The sequence below is a fragment of the Aeromonas sp. R7-4 genome (assembly GCF_040908055.1).
Classification (GTDB): Bacteria; Pseudomonadota; Gammaproteobacteria; order Enterobacterales; family Aeromonadaceae; genus Aeromonas; species Aeromonas sanarellii.
Map to the genome: position 1 here is coordinate 362,474 of NZ_JBFODA010000026.1, position 18,842 is coordinate 381,315.

The window sequence follows — 18,842 nt, forward strand, 5'->3', positions numbered from 1 at the left end:
ATGTGTCTATCCATCCCCTCTCAGGTGGTGCAGCTGCACCCCGAAGATAACTGCGTCACCGTCGACACCCTGGGGGTGCAGCGGCGTGTCAGCTGCATGCTGCTCGAAGAGCCTCTCCAGGTGGGCGACTATGTGCTGCTCCACATCGGCTTTGTGATGAGCAAGATTGACCAGGAGGAGGCGCAGGCCAGCCTCGAGAGCTTCCGCCAGATGGTGGCCCTGATGCCAGAGCAGGATATCTTGCCATGCTGACCTTGAATGACCTGTTTCAGGGCTTTCGCCAGCCCGAGGTGATCCGCGCCCTCGCCGCGCAAATTACCGAGCTTGCAAAAGATCTGCCCGAGCCGCTTCGGGTGATGGAGGTGTGCGGCGGCCATACCCACACCATCATGAAGTACGGCCTGCCCCAGCTGCTGCCGGCCAGCATCGAGTTTGTCCACGGCCCTGGCTGCCCGGTCTGCATCATGCCCAAAGAGCGCATCGATCAGGCCATCGAGCTGGCGAGTCAACCGAACGTCATTCTGGTCACCCTGGGGGACATGATCCGGGTGCCGGGCTCCCAAGGCACGCTGGCCCAGCAGCGCGCCAGGGGGAGCGATATCCGCCCGGTCTATGACCCCCTCGACGCCCTGCGCATAGCCCAGGAAAATCCCGACAAGACGGTGGTGTTCTTCGCCATCGGCTTCGAGACCTCCACCCCCATGACCGCCGCCTTGCTGGCCGCCGCTGAAGAGCAAGGGGCCCTGAACCTCCTGTTTCATATCAACCATGTGCTGGTACCCCCCGCCATTCATGCGGTGATGGCCGACGGAGTGGCCAAGGTGAACGGCTTTATCGGCCCCTCTCACGTCAGCGTCATCACAGGCGCAGACATCTACCTGCCCATCGTCGATCGTTATCAGGTGCCGGTGGTGGTGAGCGGCTTCGAGCCGGTGGATGTGATGGAGGCGCTCTTGATGATGGTGCGCCAGAAGGTGGAGGGTCGCTACGCGCTGGAGGTGCAATACAGCCGCGCCGTCACCGCCAGCGGCAATAAAGCCGCTCAGCGGCTGGTCGAGCGCTTTTTCGAGACCCGCGAGCACTTTCGCTGGCGGGGCCTCGGGGATATCAACGCCTCCGCCCTGCGCCTGCGCGATGCCTTCGCCAGGCGCGATGCGGAGCGTCACTTTCAACTCAGTGAGACCCCCATCGACGATCACAAGGCGTGCCAGTGCGCCGATATCCTGCGCGGCCTGGCCAAGCCGAACCAGTGCAAAGTCTTTGGCCGGGGCTGCACCCCGACCCAGCCCATGGGCAGCTGCATGGTCAGCTCCGAAGGGGCCTGCAATGCCTACTACCGATATATGGGGATCCAGGAACGATGAGAGAAATCCAACTTAGCCACGGCGGCGGCGGCGTCGAGATGAATCAGCTGATCAACCAGCTCTTCTTTCGCCACTTTGGCAACGAGATCCTGCTGCGCGGTGAAGATGCCGCCCTGCTGCCGGTAGAGGGCCCCGTCGCCTTCACCACCGACAGCTTTACCGTCTCGCCGCTGTTCTTCGCCGGTGGTGATATCGGCAAGCTGGCCATCGCCGGCACGGTCAACGATCTGGCCATGATGGGGGCCAAACCCGAGTATCTGAGCTGCAGCTTTATCATCGAGGAGGGGTTCCCCTACGCAGACCTCGCCCGCATCGTCGAGTCGATGGCAGCAGAGCTTGCCAAGAGCGGCGCCCGTATCGTCTGCGGCGACACCAAGGTGGTGCCCAAGGGGGCCGCCGACAAGATCTTCATCAACACCAGCGGGGTCGGCACCTTCCCCCTGCCCGAACAGAGCCGGGGCATCTCGGTGCGGAGCCTCAAGGCCGGTGACGCCATCCTGGTGTCGCGAGATATCGGCAGCCACGGCGCCTGCATCCTGATGGCCCGCGACGCCCTGCAACTGGGATCTGATCTGAAAAGCGACTGCACTACCCTCTGGCCGCAGGTAGAAGCGCTGCTAAAAGCTGGTATTACCCCGCACGCCCTGCGCGATGCCACCCGTGGCGGCCTTGCCGCCGTGCTCAACGAGTGGAGCACGGCCTCCGGCGTTGCCATCGAGCTGGAGGAGTCCGCCATTCCGGTGTGCGATCCGGTGCGGGGCCTCTGCGAGCTATACGGTTTCGAGCCCCATGATCTCGCCAACGAGGGGACCATGGTGCTGGCCCTGCCTGCCGAACAGGCGCTGGACGCGCTGGGCATCTTGCGGCAATTCAACCCCGCCGCCAGCCAGATCGGCGTGGTGCAGGCAAGCGATAGCCACAAGGTGATCCTCAATAACCCCTGGGGCAGCCGCCGTTATCTGGAGCTGCCGCAGGGGGAGCTGCTGCCGCGGATCTGCTGATCGGCCATGCCGTTCAGCCAATAACAGTGGGGAATCACTCCTCCCCATAACGGTTAAGGAGCCACCATGCACGAAATGTCTCTGGCCATGGCCGCCATCGATCTGGCGGCCGAACAGGCCACCCGGCGGGGCTTTACCAAGGTGACCGCCCTCTGGCTCGAGGTCGGCAGCTTCTCCTGCGTTGACCCGGACACCATTGCCTTCTGTTTCGAGGCGGCCGCCAAGGGCACCGCCGTCGAAGGGGCCCAGCTGCACTTTCAGCACCAGGCGGCAGAAGCCTGGTGTTACGACTGCAACCAGACGGTCACCCTCACCGAGCGCGGGCAAGCCTGCCCCGAGTGTGGCGGATACAAATTACGAGTCGCGCAGGGCGATAGCCTGCGCATCACCGACATCGAGGTAAGTTGACATGTGTAGCGTATGCGGATGCGGCCAGGCGCGGATCGCCGGCCATGAGCACGATCATGAGCATCATCACGAACATGAACATCACCATGAACATGGTCATGAGCACGACCATCATCATGCTCATGACACCCATCACCATCATGGCCACGAGCAGAGTGCGCCGCGCACCCTGATCATTCACCACCACTACCACCATCAGGGGGATGTCCATCACCACTACCACGGGGTGCGGCCTCCCATAAGCCATGAGGGGCATGATCACCCCCACGACCATCATCATGAACATGCCCACTCTCATGACCACGGCCATTCCCACGCGCATCCCCATGATCACAGCCATGACCATGACCATGACCATGACCATGACCATGACCATCAGCAGAGTGATCTGCACTACGGTAAAGGGGAAGCGGGGTTGTCGGTCCCCGGCATGGGGCAGCGCCAGCTGATCGCCATCGAGATGGACGTGCTGGCCAAGAACAATGCGCTGGCCGCCCACAACCGCGAACACTTCGACGAGGCGGCCCAGCTGGTGCTCAACCTGGTGTCGAGCCCGGGTTCAGGCAAGACCACCCTGCTGTGCGAAACCCTGCGCCAACTGGCCGACAAGCGCCCCTGCGCGGTGATCGAAGGGGATCAGCAGACCAGCGCCGATGCGGATCGCATTCGCGCCACCGGCGTCCCTGCCGTGCAGATCAACACCGGCAAGGGCTGCCATCTGGATGCCAAGATGGTCCACGACGCCTGCCACCAGCTGCCCGCCAATGAAGGGGGCATCCTCTTTATCGAGAACGTCGGCAATCTGGTCTGCCCCGCCAGCTTCGATCTCGGCGAGAAGTACAAGGTGGCGATCCTCTCCGTCACCGAGGGGGAAGAGAAGCCGCTGAAATACCCGGACATGTTTGCCGCCGCCCAGCTGATGGTGATCAACAAGATCGATCTGCTGCCCTATGTCAGCTTTGACGTGGCCCGCTGCATCGAGAACGCCAAACGGGTCAACCCCTATATTCAGGTGATCCAGGTCAGCGCCACCACAGGCGAAGGGATGGATGCCTGGCTGAACTGGCTGGCCAGTGCCTGAACCGGTTAAACGCCGTAGCCAACGGTGGATAACAAGAGCGGGAGGCTGATGCCCCCGCTTTTGTACTGGCAGGGGGCGCGTTGTCCATCATCAACCCGCAAACCATTTTTCCACGCTGAGGCAATAGGTGGTGAAATCATTCCCCGACAGCGTCGTCCTCTTCACCTTGGTGGATCGCCTGGCGAGAGCCCGATATTCAGGGCGTGTGCTCAGCAGATGAAACATGACCTCCCTATGCCCCATCTGCCTTGCCCATTCCATCATCTCCTTGAAGATGGCTATCCCCGCCCCCCAACCCGCCTTGGCGATCACGACGGCCATCTCGACCCCCTCGTCGTCGGGTTGTATCCCGCACCATCCAACTAGTTCACCGTCAATGACCACGGCACGCACCCGACAACCGGGTAACCTGTCTATTCGCATCTTGTCATCCATCCAGGCGCGCACACTGGCCACATCGAAGGGAGGATGATCAATCAGATGCGTTCTCACGGTCTGATCGTTGACCACGGGCAGAAAATCCACCGCGCTCACGTCACTGAACGGTTTAAGTTCCATGCAATTCATAGTGAATGATGTCCAAAATGGTGGGCCCGGCCATCTGATGACCCCACGGGGTGCTGATTGCGCCCCTGACAGGGCGCCCCCTCGTTATGCCAGACAGGCCAGGATGTCTGCAAGGGACCCAAGGATATACCGAATGCCCGCCGTGAGGCTTGGCAACGTCGGCATCATCAGCCACCTCCTGGGCATCGCACATGCATCGCCTTCTCTCCTCGCGGGAGAAGGCCCGGTGATGAAGGAGGAGCCTCCCCTCAGGCCACGCTGCGAGCCATCAATGCCTGCTCAGCCACTTCCTCGCCAAAACGCAGTACCCGATGGCAAACCTGGCGCAGCAGCGCCTGCTGGTGACTGAAGACAAGCATGCCAAGCCCGCGCTGCTCGCACTCAACCATCAACTCCCGCCAGAGCTGGCGCTGGATGCGGGGATCGAGCTGAGCGGTCACCTCGTCGGCAATCAGCAGCCGAGTGCGGGGATCCAGGGCACGCAGCAGCGCGATACGGGCCAGCTCGCCGCCGGAGAGCTGACCGGGTTTACGACTGAGCCACGCAGGCTTGACCATAAAGCGCGCCAGCATGGCGTCATCGGGGCGCCACACATCCCACAGCGCCTGCCCTGTGGTGCGATAGGGATTGAAGGTGAGTTCCGGGTGCTGGGGCACCAGCTGGATGGGATTGTAGCCTTTCATCAGCTTAGGCAAAGGCTGCCCATCCAGCAGGATCTGCCCGCCAGTCCCAATCGGTTGCCAACCCGCCAATACCCGCCCCAGGGTGGTCTTGCCATAACCGCTCGGGGCAGAGATGCCGAGCCGCTCCCCCGCTTTCACCGTCAGCGATAACCCCTGCCAGAGGGGGCGTTCCCCCTGGGCGATGGTGAGATTTCGTAGTTCCAGCATCAGGAAACCTCCGGCGCAGAGAAGAGCGCATTGAACTCCGGCAGCGCCTGCCACTGAATGTCTGCCGCGCAGCACACGGCTAGTCTCTGAGATACCAACATCAGGAAACCTCCGGCGCAGAGAAGAGTGCATTGAACTCCGGCAGCGCCTGCCAGTGGGCTCTGAGCATCTCGCTCCCCTGCCCCTGGCGCAGATGGTGACAGCTCAAGGTGTCGCTCACCTGCCCCTGATGGAGCGCGACTATGCGATCGGCAAAACGGGCCGCCAGCGCCAGATCGTGGGTGACCCAGAGGATACCGCTGCCCTGATTGGCCAATTCACGCAACTGGCCGAGCAGCAGGCAGGCCAGCCCCTCGTCAAGCCAGGCGGTGATCTCGTCCGCCAGAATGTAGCGGGCACCGCCAAGGGCCGCGGTGCAGGCCAGAATGCGCTTGGCCATGCCGCCGGAGAGCTGGCGCGGGAATCTGTCCAAGGTGGCAGCGGGCAGCTGGTAGCGCAACAGCTGCTGGCCGAGCCGCTCGCGAGAACCATTCTGGCCGCAGAGACGCGCCGCACGGCCCAGCTGGCGCTCCACCGTCAGCAGCGGATTGAGGGCGCTCACCCCCTGCGGCACATAACAGAGGGTGTGGCCGCGCAGTCCGGCCCGGCTGGCGTCGCACAGGGGCACGCCATCGAGGGAGATGGTGCCGCGCATGCGCAGGTTGTCCGGCAGCAGGGTCAGGGCACTTTGCAGCAACAGGCTCTTGCCCTCGCCGCTCCCCCCCACCAGCGCCACTATCTCCCCCGGCGCCAATTGCAGGCTGATATCGGTCAGCAAAGGCTGCCAGTTGCGCCGTCCCAGCCAGGAGTAGTGGGCCGCCTCTATGGTCACCTGGTCGAAGCTCAGCATTGTTCACTCCCAAACCAGAGTTGTTGCAGGGCGCGCGAGTAACCTGATCGAACAGCCGCGCCAGCCAGACTGCGCTGACGCCAGATGGCGGTTTCACATATCAGCATGCTTCACCCCCAAACCAGAGTTGTTGCAGGGCACGAGTAGCCTGATCAAACAGTAAAACCAAGGTCAGCAGCATCAGTCCGGGGAAGAGGGCCAGCCACCAGCCGCCGCCGGCCAGATAACGCAGGGCATCGGCCAGCAGCAGGCCAAGGGAGGCCTCGTGGGCCGCCAGGCCAAAGCCGAGAAAGCTCAGCGCCGCGCTGTGCAGCACCGCGTGGGGGAACATCAGCAGGGTGCCGATAAACCACTGGGGCAACAGCCCCGGCAACAGGTGGGTACGCCAGCGGCGTAGCGCCCCCATCCCCTGACAGCGGGCCAGCACCACATAGTCGCTGCAGGCGATCCGCCGCGCTTCTGCGCAGAGAATAAGCGCCAGCTTGGGCCAGTGGGTGAGCGCCACCGCCAGGATCACCCCGCGCATGCCGCCCCCTGCGGTAAAGCAGATCAGGATCAGCAGCAGCATATGGGGCAGCGCCAGCATGGCGTCGATCACCATTCGCACCGCCGCATCACATCTGGGGTGAATGAGCGACACGCTTGCCGCCACCATGGCCAGCAGACCACTGCAGAGCGCCGTGCTGATGCCGAGCTCCAGACTGGTGAGGGTGCCCTGAAAAGCCCGCAACCAGAGATCCCGCCCCATCTGATCGGTGCCGAACCAGTGGGTCAGCGAGGGGGGCTGCTGGCGCGCCAGCAGATCCATCGGCACATCCTGATGAGAGAGGCTCCAGCCGTAGCTGGCCAGCAGCAGCAGGCAGATCAGCGCAAAGCCCAGACGCAGCAAGGAAGGGAGCGGATTAAACAGCATGCACACCCTCCCAGCCCCGATTGATGCGGGCCAGCAGCAAACTGGCCACAGTGTTGCCAATAAAGACCAGCAGGGTGCAGAAGAGCACGATTCCCATCAGCAGGGGGATATCCCCCCTCAGCCCCGCATCCACGGTGGCCTGGCCGAGCCCCGGGTAGGAGAAGACCTTCTCGGCCAAGAGCGATCCGCCAATCAGCTCACCAAGAGAGGCAAACTGCAGGCAGAGCGCCGGGGTCAGGGCGTGGCGCAGCACGTGAAAACGCAGCATGGGCCAGCCGCCATCCCCTTGGGCGCGGGCGTAGCGAATAAAATCGCTCGCCAGCACCTCGGCCACCCGCCCCCGGGTGTGCAGCGCGATGTTGCCAAGCCCCAGCAGGGCCAGGGTTGTGACCGGCAGCAGCAGATGACGCAACCGCATCAGCCAGTCCGCCTCATCGGCAGCGAGGCCCGGTGTCCAGGCGCAGCAGACCGGCAACAAGGGCCAGTGCACAGCAAACAGGGCGAGCAGCAACAGGCCCACCCAGAAGGTGGGCAAGGAGGCGAGCAGGTAGGCAAAGCGGCAAATCAGGCGATCGGGCCAGCGGTTGAGATAGCGACCGGCGCAGAGCCCAAGCAGAATGCCGAAACAGCCGGAGAGCAGCCAGGCGCCCGCCAACAGCAGGAAAGAGGCGGCAAAGCGCTGGCCAATGACCTCGCTCACCGGCGCGTTGTAGAGCATGGAGTAGCCGAGATCCCCCTGCAGCACCTGGCTGAACCAGTGCCAGTAGCGCAGCCACAGCGGCTGATCCAGCCCCCAGCGGGCAGCGATGCGGGCGTACTGCTCAGGCGGCACATGGAGCAGATCGTTGCCGATATAGGCCTTGATGGGATCGATGGGGGAGTAGCTCAGCAGCACAAAGGTGGCAACAGAGACCAGACAGAGCAGCCCTGCCAGACGCAGCAGGGCTTTCAGTGTTGCAGTCATCATGGTGGACGAACTTAATGGCACGTCCACCGCCAATCCTGCAGGTTGTTGAGCAGTGACCAGCTACCGTGAATTTCCGGCGCCCCCTTGCCAAGGTCGATGCAGCGGTTGGCCAGATAGGTATGCTGCACGTTGAGCAGCCAGGCCCAGGCGGCATCTCCCTGCACCCCGGCGCCGGTCTTGCCATCCCACTCCACCTGCTGCCAGAAGGGCACGGCCGCCTGCCAATCGGGGGCATCCAGCGCCTGCTTGAGGTGGCCATCCACCACAGGATTCTGGTAATAGCCCGGGTTGTAGAACTCCACGCCACCGGAGCCGCTCTGGTAGTGGTGATAGAGCTCCATGGGATCCAGACTCCCCCACCCCATCAGCACCGGATTGGCGTGCATCTCCCGCTCCACCTGCTCCCAGCTGCCGGACTTGAGGCTCACCTCGAGGCCGATGGGCCCCAGCATGGCCCGCACCGCTTCCGCCAGATCCCGGCGGGTGCTGTCGCCGCTGGTGTACCAGAGGGTAAAGGCGGCGCGCAGATTGCCCTTGTGGCGAATGCCATCGCTGCCCCTCTTCCAGCCTGCCTCATCGAGCAGGGCATTGGCGTGGGCCACATCCCCGTCCTTGAAGGCTGTAAATTTGCTTTGCCAGGGCAGGCCTTCTACCGCGCTGTAGGCCGGGATGGCATGCCCTTCCAGCAGCTGATCGGCCAGCAGCTTGCGGTCGATGGCGTAGTTGATGGCGCGGCGCACCGCCACGTCCGAGGTCACGTCGTTGCCGATGGGATAACCCTTGGCATCCTTGCCGCCCGCAGGCGGAATGGGGAAGACGATGCCGCGATTCTCCACGCTCGGCCGCACCCACAGCTTGAGGGTGTCGGGTACGGTGGGCGCCAGCGACGGGGCGATGCGCACCAGGTCGAGCTGGCTGCTCCGGGCGGCGGCATAGGCGCTCTCTTCATCGATAAAGACAAACACCAGTCGCTTGAAGTCATTGCTGCCGCCGGCGTAATGGGGGTTGGCCTCCACCACCAGCTGCTGGCCGGGCAGGAAGCTCACCAGCCGGTAAGGGCCGGCACCGACCGGCTCGCGGGCATAGCGCTTGGGATCGTAATCCTGCTTCGACACTATCCCGAGCGATCCCAGCACATTGACGAAGGTGCTCTGGGGGGCGCTCAAGCTGATGGCAACGTCGGTAGGCGAGAGCACCTTGGCAGAGACAAAGTTGCCCATGTCGATCTTGCCGCCGCCCCGGGCGGCGCTGTTGTAGGTAAAGGCCACGTCCTCGGCGGTGAGCGGCGCGCCGTTGGAGAATGTCAGATCCGGCTTGAGGCGGATAAGCCACCCCTTGCCATCCTGGTTCGGGGTCACCGATTGGGTCAGCACGTTCTGCCAGCCGAGATCGGCGCTTTGTTTGAGCAGCGGGCTGTGCAGCAGCAGATGGCTGCCGTGGCTCCAGCCGAGCAGAGGGTCGAACCCTTCGGTGGGTTCGGCGCCGATGGCGAGCGTGAGTTCGGCGGGGACGGGCTGAGCAGCCAGCGCGGCGAAAGAGAGGCCGCCCGAGAGCAGGGCCAGCAAGGCGGCCGCGAGCCCACTGCGACGGCCAAAGAATGGGATGGTCATGAAACTCCTTGTTCGCCTCGTTCACTCACCTCGGCGCAGGGCACCGAACAGTCGTCGGCGCCCCAGATCCACGCCGCCAGCCCCCTGCTGCACCGGAAGCGAAAGCAGCATCTTGAGGGTGCTGCTCACCAGCGCCCGACCCTCGTCGGCCCCCAGATGCGGGTCGATGGGGGACATGAGCGAACAGGCCAGCAACTGCCCCGTCTCGGGCAATGCCCCCACCATAAAGGTCAGGTTGCCGCAGGGGAGCTGCAGGGCGAGCCGATCGCGGCTGCCACGCACCGGCCAGAGCTGATCCGGCCCCGGCAACACCACCACGCTCAGCATCCAGGGGGTGAGCACGCAGCCGAGCCACTGCCCTTCAAACAGGGTGCACTCGGCCACAATCGGCATGGTGGCGTGATAGAAGGGCAGCCCTTGCATCTCCTCCCGGGCGATCCGCTGGTACTGGGCCATCAGCAAGGGAGCCGGGTTTTCGGCAAAACCGCTAAACTCCTGCGCCGCCTCTTTCGCGGCCTCGTTCACTGCCTCATTCACAAAGGATTGCGCCATACGTCCTCCCGCGCTCGCTCGGCCTTCTCCTGCTCAGAGAGCGGGATGGCTGGCGCTCCCAGGCTGGCCAGCAGGGTCAGGATCCGATCCGTCGCCTCCCCCAGCGCCGCCGCCACCACGGGGGTAAGGCCGATGCGGGGCTCGAGGGATTCAGGCTCGACCCCGATCAGGGTGAGCCGCTTGGGGGATTCCCCCGTCATATGCAGCGCCGAGAGCACGTCCGCCAGCCCCAGCTGATGGGGGGAGATCTTGCGACCAAACAGGGTCGGGATCTCCTCATCCTTCAGGGTCACCACGGTACCCGGCGGATTGCCGCTGCGCACCGCGTCCGCCAGTATGATGTGGTCGCGACTGGCCATGGCTTCGAGCAGCTCCATGCCGGCGGTGCCGCCATCGAGCAGCTCGATGCCGGGGGCGAAGCGGTAGTCTCGCTCCAGCCCCTCGACGATGCGCACGCCGACGGCCTCGTCACTCAACAGCAGGTTGCCCACGCCCAGGATCAGGGTGTTCATCACAACACCTTCACCTGAGTCACGTCGCCGCTCTGGGTATCCACCACGTGCACCGCGCAGGACATGCAGGGGTCGAACGAGTGGATGGTGCGCACCACCTCCAGCGGCTTGGCGGGGTCGGCCACCGGGGTGCCTACCAGGGATTGCTCGTAGGGGCCGGGCTCGTCGTTGAAGTTGCGCGGGCCCGAGTTCCAGGTCGACGGCACCACCGCCTGATAGTTGGCGATCTTGCCGCCCTTGATGACTACCCAGTGGGAGAGCATGCCGCGCGGCGCCTCTTCAAAGCCCACCCCGCGAAACTCCTTGTCCGCCGGGATCTCGGTCTTGATGTAGGCGCTGAAATCCCCCTTGCCGATGTTGTCCACCAGCGCCTTCCACTGATGAGACAAGGTGTCTTTCAGCACGCAGCAGCGCACCGCCCGGCCTATGATGCGGCCCAGGGTGGAGTGCAGCTGTGCAGGTGTGATGGCTGAACCGGTGAGCGTTTTATAGAGGCCGTTGAGCTGATCGAAGTGCGCCACCGTCTCCGGGTGCTTGGCGGCAAGCTTGACCAGGAGGTCTGCGAGCGGCCCCACCTCCACCACCTTGCCGTAGAAGGTGGGAGATTTGACCCAGGAGTACTTGCCGTCATCCTGCCAGCCGGTGTAGTTCGGCTCGGTCTTGCCCTCCCAGGGTTTGAGGGGCTCGTCATCCTTGTACCAGGCGTGCTTGTTGCTCTCGGCGATGCCATCCATCAACCAGGCGTCCTGATGGCTCTCGATGGGACGATAGCCGGCCAGATCGCCGTTCTCGATATAGCCACCCGGCATCAGGAAGCTGCCGCCGTCACCGTCGGTGGGCAGCTCCGGCACGCTCAGATAGTGCCTGGCCCCCTGCCCCAGGTTCAGCCACTCGGGGTAGTGCGCGGCTATGATGGCGGCATCCACCTTGTAGACCTGCTCGATAAACTCGCCGAGCCGGTCGATAAAGCTCTTCACGTAGAGCAGCCGCTCCAGGTTGAGCACGCTCGGCGCATCCAGGTTGATGGGGTTGGCCACCCCGCCCACCGCCAGGTTCTGGATGTGGGGGGTCTTGCCGCCGAGGATGGCGACGATGCGGTTGGCATCGCGCTGGCACTCCAGCGCCTGCAGGTAGTGCGCCACCGCGATGAGGTTCACCTCCGGGCTCAGCTTCATCGCCTTGTGGCCCCAGTAGCCGTTGGCGAAGATGCCGAGCTGACCGCTCGCCACCAGGGCGCGGATCTTCTCCTGCACCTTGGTCAGCTCGTCGGCACTGTTGAGGGACCAGGTCGATACCCCCTTGAGCAGGTCGGCCGCCTTTTGCGGATTGGCCTGCAATGCGGCGGTGATGTCCACCCAGTCCAGCGCGGAGAGCTGATAGAAGTGGACGATGTGATCATGGATGTTGTGGGCCGCAATGATCAGGTTGCGGATGTACTGGGCGTTGACCGGCACCTTGGCGCCGATGGCGTTCTCCACCGCCCGCACCGAGGCGATGGCGTGAATGGAGGTGCACACCCCGCAGATGCGCTGCACTATCATCCAGGCATCACGCGGGTCGTTGCCCTTGACGATCTCCTCCATCCCGCGCCACATGGTGCCGGACGACCAGGCCTTGGTGACGACGCCGCCTTCGATTTCACAGTCGATACGCAGGTGACCCTCGATGCGGGTGATGGGGTCTATGGTGATACGTTGGCTCATACGTTGGCTTTCCCTCGGGCCTGATAATCTTGGTGAACACGTTCAAGTGATGGCAGTACCGGCAAGAGCCGGATCAGCAGCAAATAGGCACAGACCTCGATGGCGACGAAGCCCAGGGAGATCAGCACTTCCGTCGCGGAGGGGAAGTAGTGGTAGCCATTGCCGGGGTTGAAGGCGAGCAGGGAGTAGTCCAGTCGCCAGAGGGCGGCGCCCAGCAGCATGCTGAGGGCCCCCAGGAAGAGCATGCGCGAATCGCGGCGGCTCTTGTCCCAGTGGAACACCAGCAGCGGGAAGATCATCAGGGCGATCTCGCTCCAGAACATCAAGGCGTAGCGGTTCCACTCGGAGAGGTATTCCGACTTGTCGTTGATGACGATCTCGGCAAAGCGCAGCGCCACAAACAGGATCAGGAAGATGTCGATCACCTGGGTCAGCTTGTAGAAGAGCGACTTCTCGTTGGGGCCGCGCCCCGCGAGCCCCGCCTGCACCAGGGAGCCCTCGAACACCACGATGGAGAAGCCCATGATGAAGGCAGTCAGCAAGGAGAAGACCGGCAGCAGCTCGTAGCTCTGCCAGAGCGGATGGATCTTCTCCCCCGCCACTATCATCAGGGATCCCATGGAGGACTGGTGCATGGTGGGCAGCAGGGCCCCGAGCGCCAGGATGAAGAACATGATCTTGTTGAGCCGGGCCATGGAGCTCTTCCAGCCGAACTTCTCCAGCAGCACGGGGGCGAACTCCAGCGCCATCACCCCGATGTAGATGGTCATGCAGACCGCCGTCTCGAACAGCACCGAAGAGGTGTTGAAGTGACCGGGCAGATAGAAGTAGGGCAGATTCCAGTAACGGCCGACGTCTATGGTGATGGAGAGACCGCCCAGGGAATAGCCGAACAGGCTCGCCAGCAGGGCCGGCCGCACCAGGGGGTGATACTCGCCCCGGTTGAAGACGTAGACCGCCCAGGCCAGCGCCCAGCCGCCGCAGGCGAAGCCGGTGCCGATCAAGAGGTCAAAGGAGATCCAGAGCCCCCAGGGATAGCCGCCGTTGAGATCGGTGACCGAGCCCAGTCCGAACACCAGGCGCTTGAGGATAAGCATGGCGCACAGCACCGCGAAGGGGGCCAGCACCAGCACGGGCCAGCTGACCAGCCTGCCCCCCAGCGGATGTGCCTTGTGACTACTCATGATCCTTGCCTCCCTTTGCCGAGCTCTGATCCGGGCGGCTGCCCGGCCCATGGCCCCCGTCACCCTGGTGATCGTGGCCGTTCTTCTTGCTGTTGCGGCGAATGAGCACAGAGAGGCCGGTCAGCACCACCATGGGCAGCACCATTCCCTTGTAGAGGGTGTGCTGGATATGCTCGGAGCGGGCCCCGGAGGAGAGCTCGGGCAAGTCCGGCATGTCGAGCTTGGTATAGGGCACCCCGGCCAGCACCAGCACCTGGGTGCCGCCCCCCTCCTTCTCGCCATAGACGTAAGGCTGGTAGTTGGGTACTTCATGCAGGTAGGGATCGTTGGCGCTGAAGGTCTGGCGCGGGTAGGCATATTCGCTGCCCGGGGTCGCCAGCAGCCGGCGCTTGGCCTCGGCCATCAGCTCCTCCCGGGTGCCGAAGATGACGGCGCCGGTGGGGCACACCTCCACGCAGCCGGGCAACTTGCCCTGATCGATGCGCTCAAGCCCCTTCTGGTTGCAGAGCTCGCACTTGTGAATGGCTCCGAACGGGTTGTCATAGTCGTATTTGGGCACGTCGAACGGGCAGCCCACCATGCAGTAGCGGCAACCGGTGCAGACGCTCGGGTCGTAGTGGACTATGCCGGTCTTGGGATCCTTGGTCAGCGCCTGTACCGGGCAGACGGAGACGCAGTTGGGATCGACGCAGTGCATGCACTGCTTCTTGATGTAGGCGTAGCCATCCACCAGCAGATCCTTGTGCTCGCCGGTGCCGCTCTTCCACACTTGGATGATGTTGTTGGTGTAGGGGCTCAGCTTGTCGTTGCCAGACCAGGTGGTGTCAGCCGGATTGGCCGGGTTGCCGTTGAGGCGCTGACACTCGGCCACGCAGGCCTGGCAGCCGACGCAGAGGGTGGAGTCGTAGAGCATGCCAAGCGCGCCGGGGATGGGCGGCTTGTTCTGGGCCCCGGCCATGGCGGTGCCCGGCACAGTGGCACCCGCCGCCAGCGCACCGACGGAGGCGAATTTGAGGAAGTTGCGTCTGTTCACGGTCACTCCTCCCGTGATGGGTGCTGCCCGGCTTCGTGGCGCTTCTGCTGGCGACCGAGCTCGCGCACCGTCATCAGACTCACCCCGACCAGCACCCCGAGGGCGCCCCCGATAAGGCCGGTGGCGGTGGGCGAGATATGCCCCCCCTCCTGAATGGCCACGTCGGGTTTCTCCACCCTGGGGGTCGGATTTTCCACCTTGGCGAGCTGGAAGATCCCCTTGCTGAAACCCACCCCCTGCTCGTTGCAGCCGTAGCAGGGATGGCCTATGCCCACCGGCCAGATGCCGCCGCCCACGTCGCAGAACTCCAGGGTCGAGCAGTTGCCGTAGGTCTCCGGCCCCTTGCAGCCCAGGTGGTAGAGACACCAACCCTGACGGTGGCCCTCGTCGCCAAACTCCTTGGCGAAACGGCCGGCGTCGAAGTGCGGGCGGCGCTCGCAGTTCTCGTGGATGAGCCGCTCATAGGCAAACAGCGGGCGCTTCTTGGCATCGAGCGCCGGCAGCTTGCCGTAGGTGATGTAGTAGGCGACCGTGGTGAGGAAGTTGTGGGGGTTGGGCGGACAGCCCGGGATATTGATAATCGGCGTGCCGAGGTTGCCGAGGGCCTCTTCCAGGCTGACGGCGCCGGTCGGGTTGCCGCCGCTGGCGGGCACCCCGCCCCAGGCGGCGCAGGAGCCGATGGCGATGACGGCGGCCGCGTCACTGGCGGCGCGGCGAATATGGTCGACGATAGGCTCACCTGCCACCATGCAGTAGATGCCGCCATCCTTGAGCGGGATGGAGCCATCCACCACCAGCACATATTTGCCCTTATAGCGCTCCATGGCATTGTGCTTGTTCTCTTCGGCCTGATGACCGAAGGCCGCCGATAGCACCTCGTGATACTCGAGCGAAATGGTGTTGAGGATCAGGTTCTCTATGGTGGGGTGGGTAGCGCGCAGCAGCGACTCGGTACAACCGGTGCACTCCTGCGCCCCAATCCAGATCACCGGTGGCCGCTCGGGGCTGGTGAGCGCGGTGGCCATCTTTGCCACCGCATGCTGGCTTAATCCAAGGGTTGCGGCCATCCCGGCGCACAATTTCATAAAGTCACGGCGATTAATTCCATGAGCCGATAAAAAAGTATCCTCGACCATTCTTCTTATTCCCGTCAGTGAGCATTGTTTGACAAATGCTTAATGGCGGAAATGCTATTCCTCCCCCTTGTTCTGTATATTGATCTTTATCAAGCCACCACTCTTTAATGCGCTCCAGATCCCGTGAAGTGAAAAATAAAAAGCTATATATAACATGCACTTATTTTTTATCTTCGAAACTTAAAATACCCCAAAAGGAGCATATCAATCAATATGTGAATTAAGTTCATATAAACTCCGATAATGAATATTGAAAAATAAAAGCGTAGTCACAGAATTTGTCTTCAGCCCCTGTTAACCCTTCACTTCATCTCCTCAGGGTCTGTTGAGGCAAGGTTCGTCGCTGTTGAATCAAGCCATTGACTCGCCGGGCATTGAATAAATTAATCAATGCATGATGACTGCAGGAAATACGTTTCAGGCCATCAAATAAAATAACGGCATTAGTTGGCAGCAGAGGCCCTTGTTGACTCAATTGGATGAAGATCACACTTTGGTTGGGTTCTGGCCGGGTTGTGTTCAGCTACATCATCAGCACACAGCATTTCCATTATGCCCTTCACATATAACTTGTTCACACCACGCAAAAATGTTGCTCGGTTATCACACCGCTCACATGACGAGCGCTATACCTATCACCATGGGGGCTGGTTCAGACCCATTGGTGTCATCCCATGGCGCTGGCCGTGATTTTCCCCTGCCTGCCCATCCGGGCTCACGACAGACAAGAGGCGCGGCGATCACGGGAGCTCTTACGACACCCATGGCGCCAGCTCCCGATGCCGGCGTGTACCGCCCTCACGTTGAACAAGAAAGCGGCCCACTCTCGCCGGATGCCATCGTCATCACACACATAAAGGTGATCACATCATGTCCCACCACAAGCCTGTCGCCCCGCCCGATCCGCTCTCCCCTCAGCTTTCGGATCCAGCCAACTTTTCCCTCATTCTGGGTGGCCCCCTCTACCAGTTGTGGAGCCGGGCCCACCTTGGCGATATTGAGGCCCATATCAGGCGACGTATCCTCATCCTGTGCGGGATCTGCTGGCTCCCCCTCCTGCTGCTGTGCGGCTGGGAGGGCAGCCTGCTGCAGGGCGTGGCCGTGCCCTTCCTGCTGGACATCGAGACCCATGTCCGTTTCCTCATCTGCGTCTCCCTGCTGGTGTTTGCCGAGCTGATCGTCCACCAGCGCATCCGTGGGATCGTCAGCCAGTTTGTCGAGCGCGGGTTGATAGACCCGCTCTCCATGCCCCGTTTCCACGAGGCCATTCGCAGCGCCATGAGCTGGCGAAATTCGATTCCCGTGGAGATCGGCCTCATCCTCTTCGTCTTCTCCATGGGCTACTTCATCCGGACCAGTACCTTCGTGCTGAACTCCTCCACCTGGTACGCCACCCTTCAGGAGGGGCATGTGTCCCTGACCCTGCCCGGATTCTGGTTCTTCTGGGTGAGCAACCCCATCATCCAGTTCCTGCTCCTGCGCTGGCTCTACCGGATCCTGATCTGGGCCCGCTTCCTCTGGCAGGTATCCCGGATCCCGCTCGTCCTCATGCCGACCCATCCGGATCGCAACTGCGGCCTCGGCTTTCTCGGCGGCTCGGCCTATGCCTACTCGCCTCTGCTGACCGCACTGGGTGCCCAGCTTGCCGGGTTCATCGCCAACCGGATCTTCCATGACGCCGCCGTGCTGACCGCCTACAAGCCGGAGATCATACTGCTCGCCGGTTTCGGCCTGCTGCTCGTGCTGGCTCCCCTGGCGGTCTTCACCCCTCATATCCTGAAGGCCAAGCGCCAGGGGTTGCGGGAATATGGCGCCCTCGCGGCCGAATACAGCCGCAGTTTCGAGCACAGATGGCTGCGCACGGCCGATCGGGACGGGGAAACCCTGCTCGGCGCCGCCGATATCCAGTCCCTCGCCGATCTGGGCAACGCCTACGCCATCATCAAGGAGATCAGGCCCATGCCATTTAGCCGGGACATGTTCCTGCAACTGGTACTGGCCACCGTCGCCCCCTTCCTGCCCCTGCTCCTCACTCTGTTCTCCTTCGAGACGCTGCTCGACAGGCTGGTCGGGGTGATCTTCTGAGCAATAGGCCGGGCCCGCAACAGAGCCGGGAGAGGGGAGATTATGGGCCGGCAGTAGCGGGGAAACGCCCGCCGTCGGCAAGGGGATCCCCCTCCCTCATCGGCTCCCGAGATTGGCCGACCGCGAAAACAAAAAACCGACCCTGGGGTCGGTTTTTTGTAATTTGGCGGTGAGGGAGGGATGATGCGCCACTGCGTGGCTCACCCCTTCGGGGCGGCCTGCGGCCGTTCATCGCAGCAAGCCGCTCTGCTCGAACCGGCGAGGGTTCTCACCCTCCCTCTTTGGACATCAGGGGATGTGGTCAGCCCAGATGCAAAAAGCCCGACTATATAGTCGGGCTTTCAATTTGGCGGTGAGGGAGGGATTCGAACCCTCATTCTCGTACATCACAGCACAAATATAACCTTCAATTTCAATAGCTTACGCATTTTTTACCGAAATAAAAGCTACATAATTGTCTCAGGTAATTGCTATGAGACTTATCGTACTTTTATATAGGAAATTAATTAAATGTCAACCACATAGGTTGTGGCAATTGACTGCGTTGTTGATCACGGCCATTTAAGTTGGAAACCGTGACATTGAAGTTGGAAACTCAAAGGGAAGGTGCGAACAAGTTCCTGATATGAGATCATGTTTGTCATCTGGAGCCATGGAGCAGGGTTCATCATGAGTCATCAACTTACCTTCGCCGACAGTGAATTCAGCAGTAAGCGCCGTCAGACCCGAAAAGAGATTTTCCTCTCCCGCATGGAGCATATCCTGCCATGGCAGGATATGACCACCGTCATCGAGCCGTTTTATCCCAAAGCCGGTAATGGTCGTCGGCCCTATCCGCTGGAAACCATGCTGCGCATTCACTGCATGCAGCATTGGTACAACCTGAGCGATGGCGCGATGGAAGATGCTCTGTACGAAATCGCCTCCATGCGTCTGTTTGCCCGGTT

20 protein-coding genes, 1 other RNA gene and 1 pseudogene are annotated in these 18,842 nt (G+C 62.4%); 7 read left to right on the plus strand and 15 right to left on the minus strand.

Translation table 11 applies throughout. From position 1 onward, the window contains the following. The 4 genes from AB5Y72_RS06435 to hypA all read left to right on the plus strand — a co-directional run bounded on the left by AB5Y72_RS06435 (position 1) and on the right by hypA (position 2,773). Positions 1-252, plus strand: a complete 252-nt coding sequence (locus AB5Y72_RS06435; protein WP_124253047.1) for a HypC/HybG/HupF family hydrogenase formation chaperone — start codon at positions 1-3, stop codon at positions 250-252. Next, positions 246-1,364, plus strand: a complete 1,119-nt coding sequence (hypD, locus tag AB5Y72_RS06440; RefSeq protein WP_368198730.1) for a hydrogenase formation protein HypD — start codon at positions 246-248, stop codon at positions 1,362-1,364. Before AB5Y72_RS06435 ends, hypD begins: the two co-directional genes overlap by 7 nt. Beyond that, the gene (hypE, locus tag AB5Y72_RS06445; RefSeq protein ID WP_368198731.1) at positions 1,361-2,365 is read left to right on the plus strand and encodes a hydrogenase expression/formation protein HypE; all 1,005 of its coding nucleotides are present in this window, start codon (positions 1,361-1,363) and stop codon (positions 2,363-2,365) included. The genes hypD and hypE overlap by 4 nt, the downstream gene beginning before the upstream one ends. Before the next feature lie 66 nt (positions 2,366-2,431). Beyond that, positions 2,432-2,773 (plus strand): hydrogenase maturation nickel metallochaperone HypA, encoded by a 342-nt coding sequence (gene hypA, locus AB5Y72_RS06450; protein WP_368198732.1) that lies wholly within the window; start codon positions 2,432-2,434, stop codon positions 2,771-2,773. Here the strand turns inward: hypA and AB5Y72_RS06455 are convergent. After that, the gene (locus AB5Y72_RS06455; RefSeq protein WP_288212689.1) at positions 2,751-3,131 is read right to left on the minus strand and encodes a hypothetical protein; all 381 of its coding nucleotides are present in this window, start codon (positions 3,129-3,131) and stop codon (positions 2,751-2,753) included. The genes hypA and AB5Y72_RS06455 overlap by 23 nt on opposite strands. On the opposite strand from AB5Y72_RS06455, the gene hypB reads away from it, so the two are divergent. Continuing rightward, complete coding sequence (hypB, locus tag AB5Y72_RS06460; RefSeq protein WP_368198744.1) at positions 3,012-3,854, plus strand: hydrogenase nickel incorporation protein HypB; 843 nt, start codon at positions 3,012-3,014, stop codon at positions 3,852-3,854. The two genes, AB5Y72_RS06455 and hypB, sit on opposite strands and share 120 nt — an antisense overlap. Positions 3,855-3,944: 90 nt before the next feature. Here hypB and AB5Y72_RS06465 read toward each other — a convergent pair whose 3' ends face one another. The 12 genes from AB5Y72_RS06465 to hybO all read right to left on the minus strand — a co-directional run bounded on the left by AB5Y72_RS06465 (position 3,945) and on the right by hybO (position 15,810). Continuing rightward, positions 3,945-4,412, minus strand: a complete 468-nt coding sequence (locus tag AB5Y72_RS06465; RefSeq protein ID WP_209428948.1) for a GNAT family N-acetyltransferase — start codon at positions 4,410-4,412, stop codon at positions 3,945-3,947. A 257-nt stretch (positions 4,413-4,669) separates the two neighbouring features. Beyond that, positions 4,670-5,311, minus strand: a complete 642-nt coding sequence (locus AB5Y72_RS06470) for an ATP-binding cassette domain-containing protein (RefSeq protein WP_368198733.1) — start codon at positions 5,309-5,311, stop codon at positions 4,670-4,672. 100 nt (positions 5,312-5,411) lie between these two features. Continuing rightward, positions 5,412-6,200, minus strand: coding sequence for an ATP-binding cassette domain-containing protein (locus AB5Y72_RS06475; protein WP_368198734.1), 789 nt, complete (start codon positions 6,198-6,200; stop codon positions 5,412-5,414). A 100-nt stretch (positions 6,201-6,300) separates the two neighbouring features. Further along, a complete protein-coding gene (locus AB5Y72_RS06480; RefSeq protein WP_368198735.1) occupies positions 6,301-7,113 on the minus strand; it encodes an ABC transporter permease in 813 nt (270 codons plus the stop codon). Further along, entirely contained in the window at positions 7,103-8,080 is a 978-nt protein-coding gene (locus tag AB5Y72_RS06485) for an ABC transporter permease (protein ID WP_368198736.1), read from the minus strand. The genes AB5Y72_RS06480 and AB5Y72_RS06485 overlap by 11 nt, the downstream gene beginning before the upstream one ends. Positions 8,081-8,091: 11 nt before the next feature. Continuing rightward, entirely contained in the window at positions 8,092-9,690 is a 1,599-nt protein-coding gene (locus tag AB5Y72_RS06490; protein ID WP_368198737.1) for an ABC transporter substrate-binding protein, read from the minus strand. A gap of 21 nt (positions 9,691-9,711) precedes the next feature. Then, complete coding sequence (gene hybE / locus AB5Y72_RS06495; RefSeq protein WP_042075296.1) at positions 9,712-10,242, minus strand: hydrogenase-2 assembly chaperone; 531 nt, start codon at positions 10,240-10,242, stop codon at positions 9,712-9,714. After that, entirely contained in the window at positions 10,224-10,754 is a 531-nt protein-coding gene (locus tag AB5Y72_RS06500; RefSeq protein WP_042075295.1) for a HyaD/HybD family hydrogenase maturation endopeptidase, read from the minus strand. The genes hybE and AB5Y72_RS06500 overlap by 19 nt, the downstream gene beginning before the upstream one ends. Next, complete coding sequence (gene hybC / locus AB5Y72_RS06505; RefSeq protein ID WP_368198738.1) at positions 10,754-12,457, minus strand: hydrogenase 2 large subunit; 1,704 nt, start codon at positions 12,455-12,457, stop codon at positions 10,754-10,756. Before hybC ends, AB5Y72_RS06500 begins: the two co-directional genes overlap by 1 nt. After that, positions 12,454-13,641 carry a Ni/Fe-hydrogenase cytochrome b subunit gene (hybB, locus tag AB5Y72_RS06510; RefSeq protein ID WP_209791851.1) on the minus strand — a complete coding sequence of 396 codons (1,188 nt, stop codon included), beginning with the start codon at positions 13,639-13,641 and terminating at the stop codon, positions 12,454-12,456. Before hybB ends, hybC begins: the two co-directional genes overlap by 4 nt. Beyond that, positions 13,634-14,674, minus strand: coding sequence for a hydrogenase 2 operon protein HybA (gene hybA, locus AB5Y72_RS06515; RefSeq protein ID WP_368198739.1), 1,041 nt, complete (start codon positions 14,672-14,674; stop codon positions 13,634-13,636). The genes hybB and hybA overlap by 8 nt, the downstream gene beginning before the upstream one ends. A gap of 2 nt (positions 14,675-14,676) precedes the next feature. Further along, positions 14,677-15,810: a hydrogenase 2 small subunit gene (gene hybO / locus AB5Y72_RS06520; protein WP_324038647.1), complete on the minus strand. Its 1,134-nt coding sequence runs from the start codon at positions 15,808-15,810 to the stop codon at positions 14,677-14,679. An 870-nt stretch (positions 15,811-16,680) separates the two neighbouring features. On the opposite strand from hybO, the gene AB5Y72_RS06525 reads away from it, so the two are divergent. Continuing rightward, a complete protein-coding gene (locus AB5Y72_RS06525) occupies positions 16,681-17,895 on the plus strand; it encodes a hypothetical protein (protein ID WP_042075289.1) in 1,215 nt (404 codons plus the stop codon). Positions 17,896-18,059: 164 nt separating this feature from the next. On the opposite strand, the gene AB5Y72_RS06530 is transcribed toward AB5Y72_RS06525, so the two are convergent. Continuing rightward, a non-coding RNA gene (locus AB5Y72_RS06530) (RtT sRNA) lies at positions 18,060-18,187 on the minus strand. 55 nt (positions 18,188-18,242) lie between these two features. Then, positions 18,243-18,345: pseudogene (locus AB5Y72_RS06535) on the minus strand. A gap of 219 nt (positions 18,346-18,564) precedes the next feature. Between AB5Y72_RS06535 and AB5Y72_RS06540 the strand changes: the two are divergent. Then, the coding region (locus AB5Y72_RS06540) for a transposase (protein WP_368198740.1) at positions 18,565-18,842 on the plus strand (278 nt) is incomplete at its 3' end.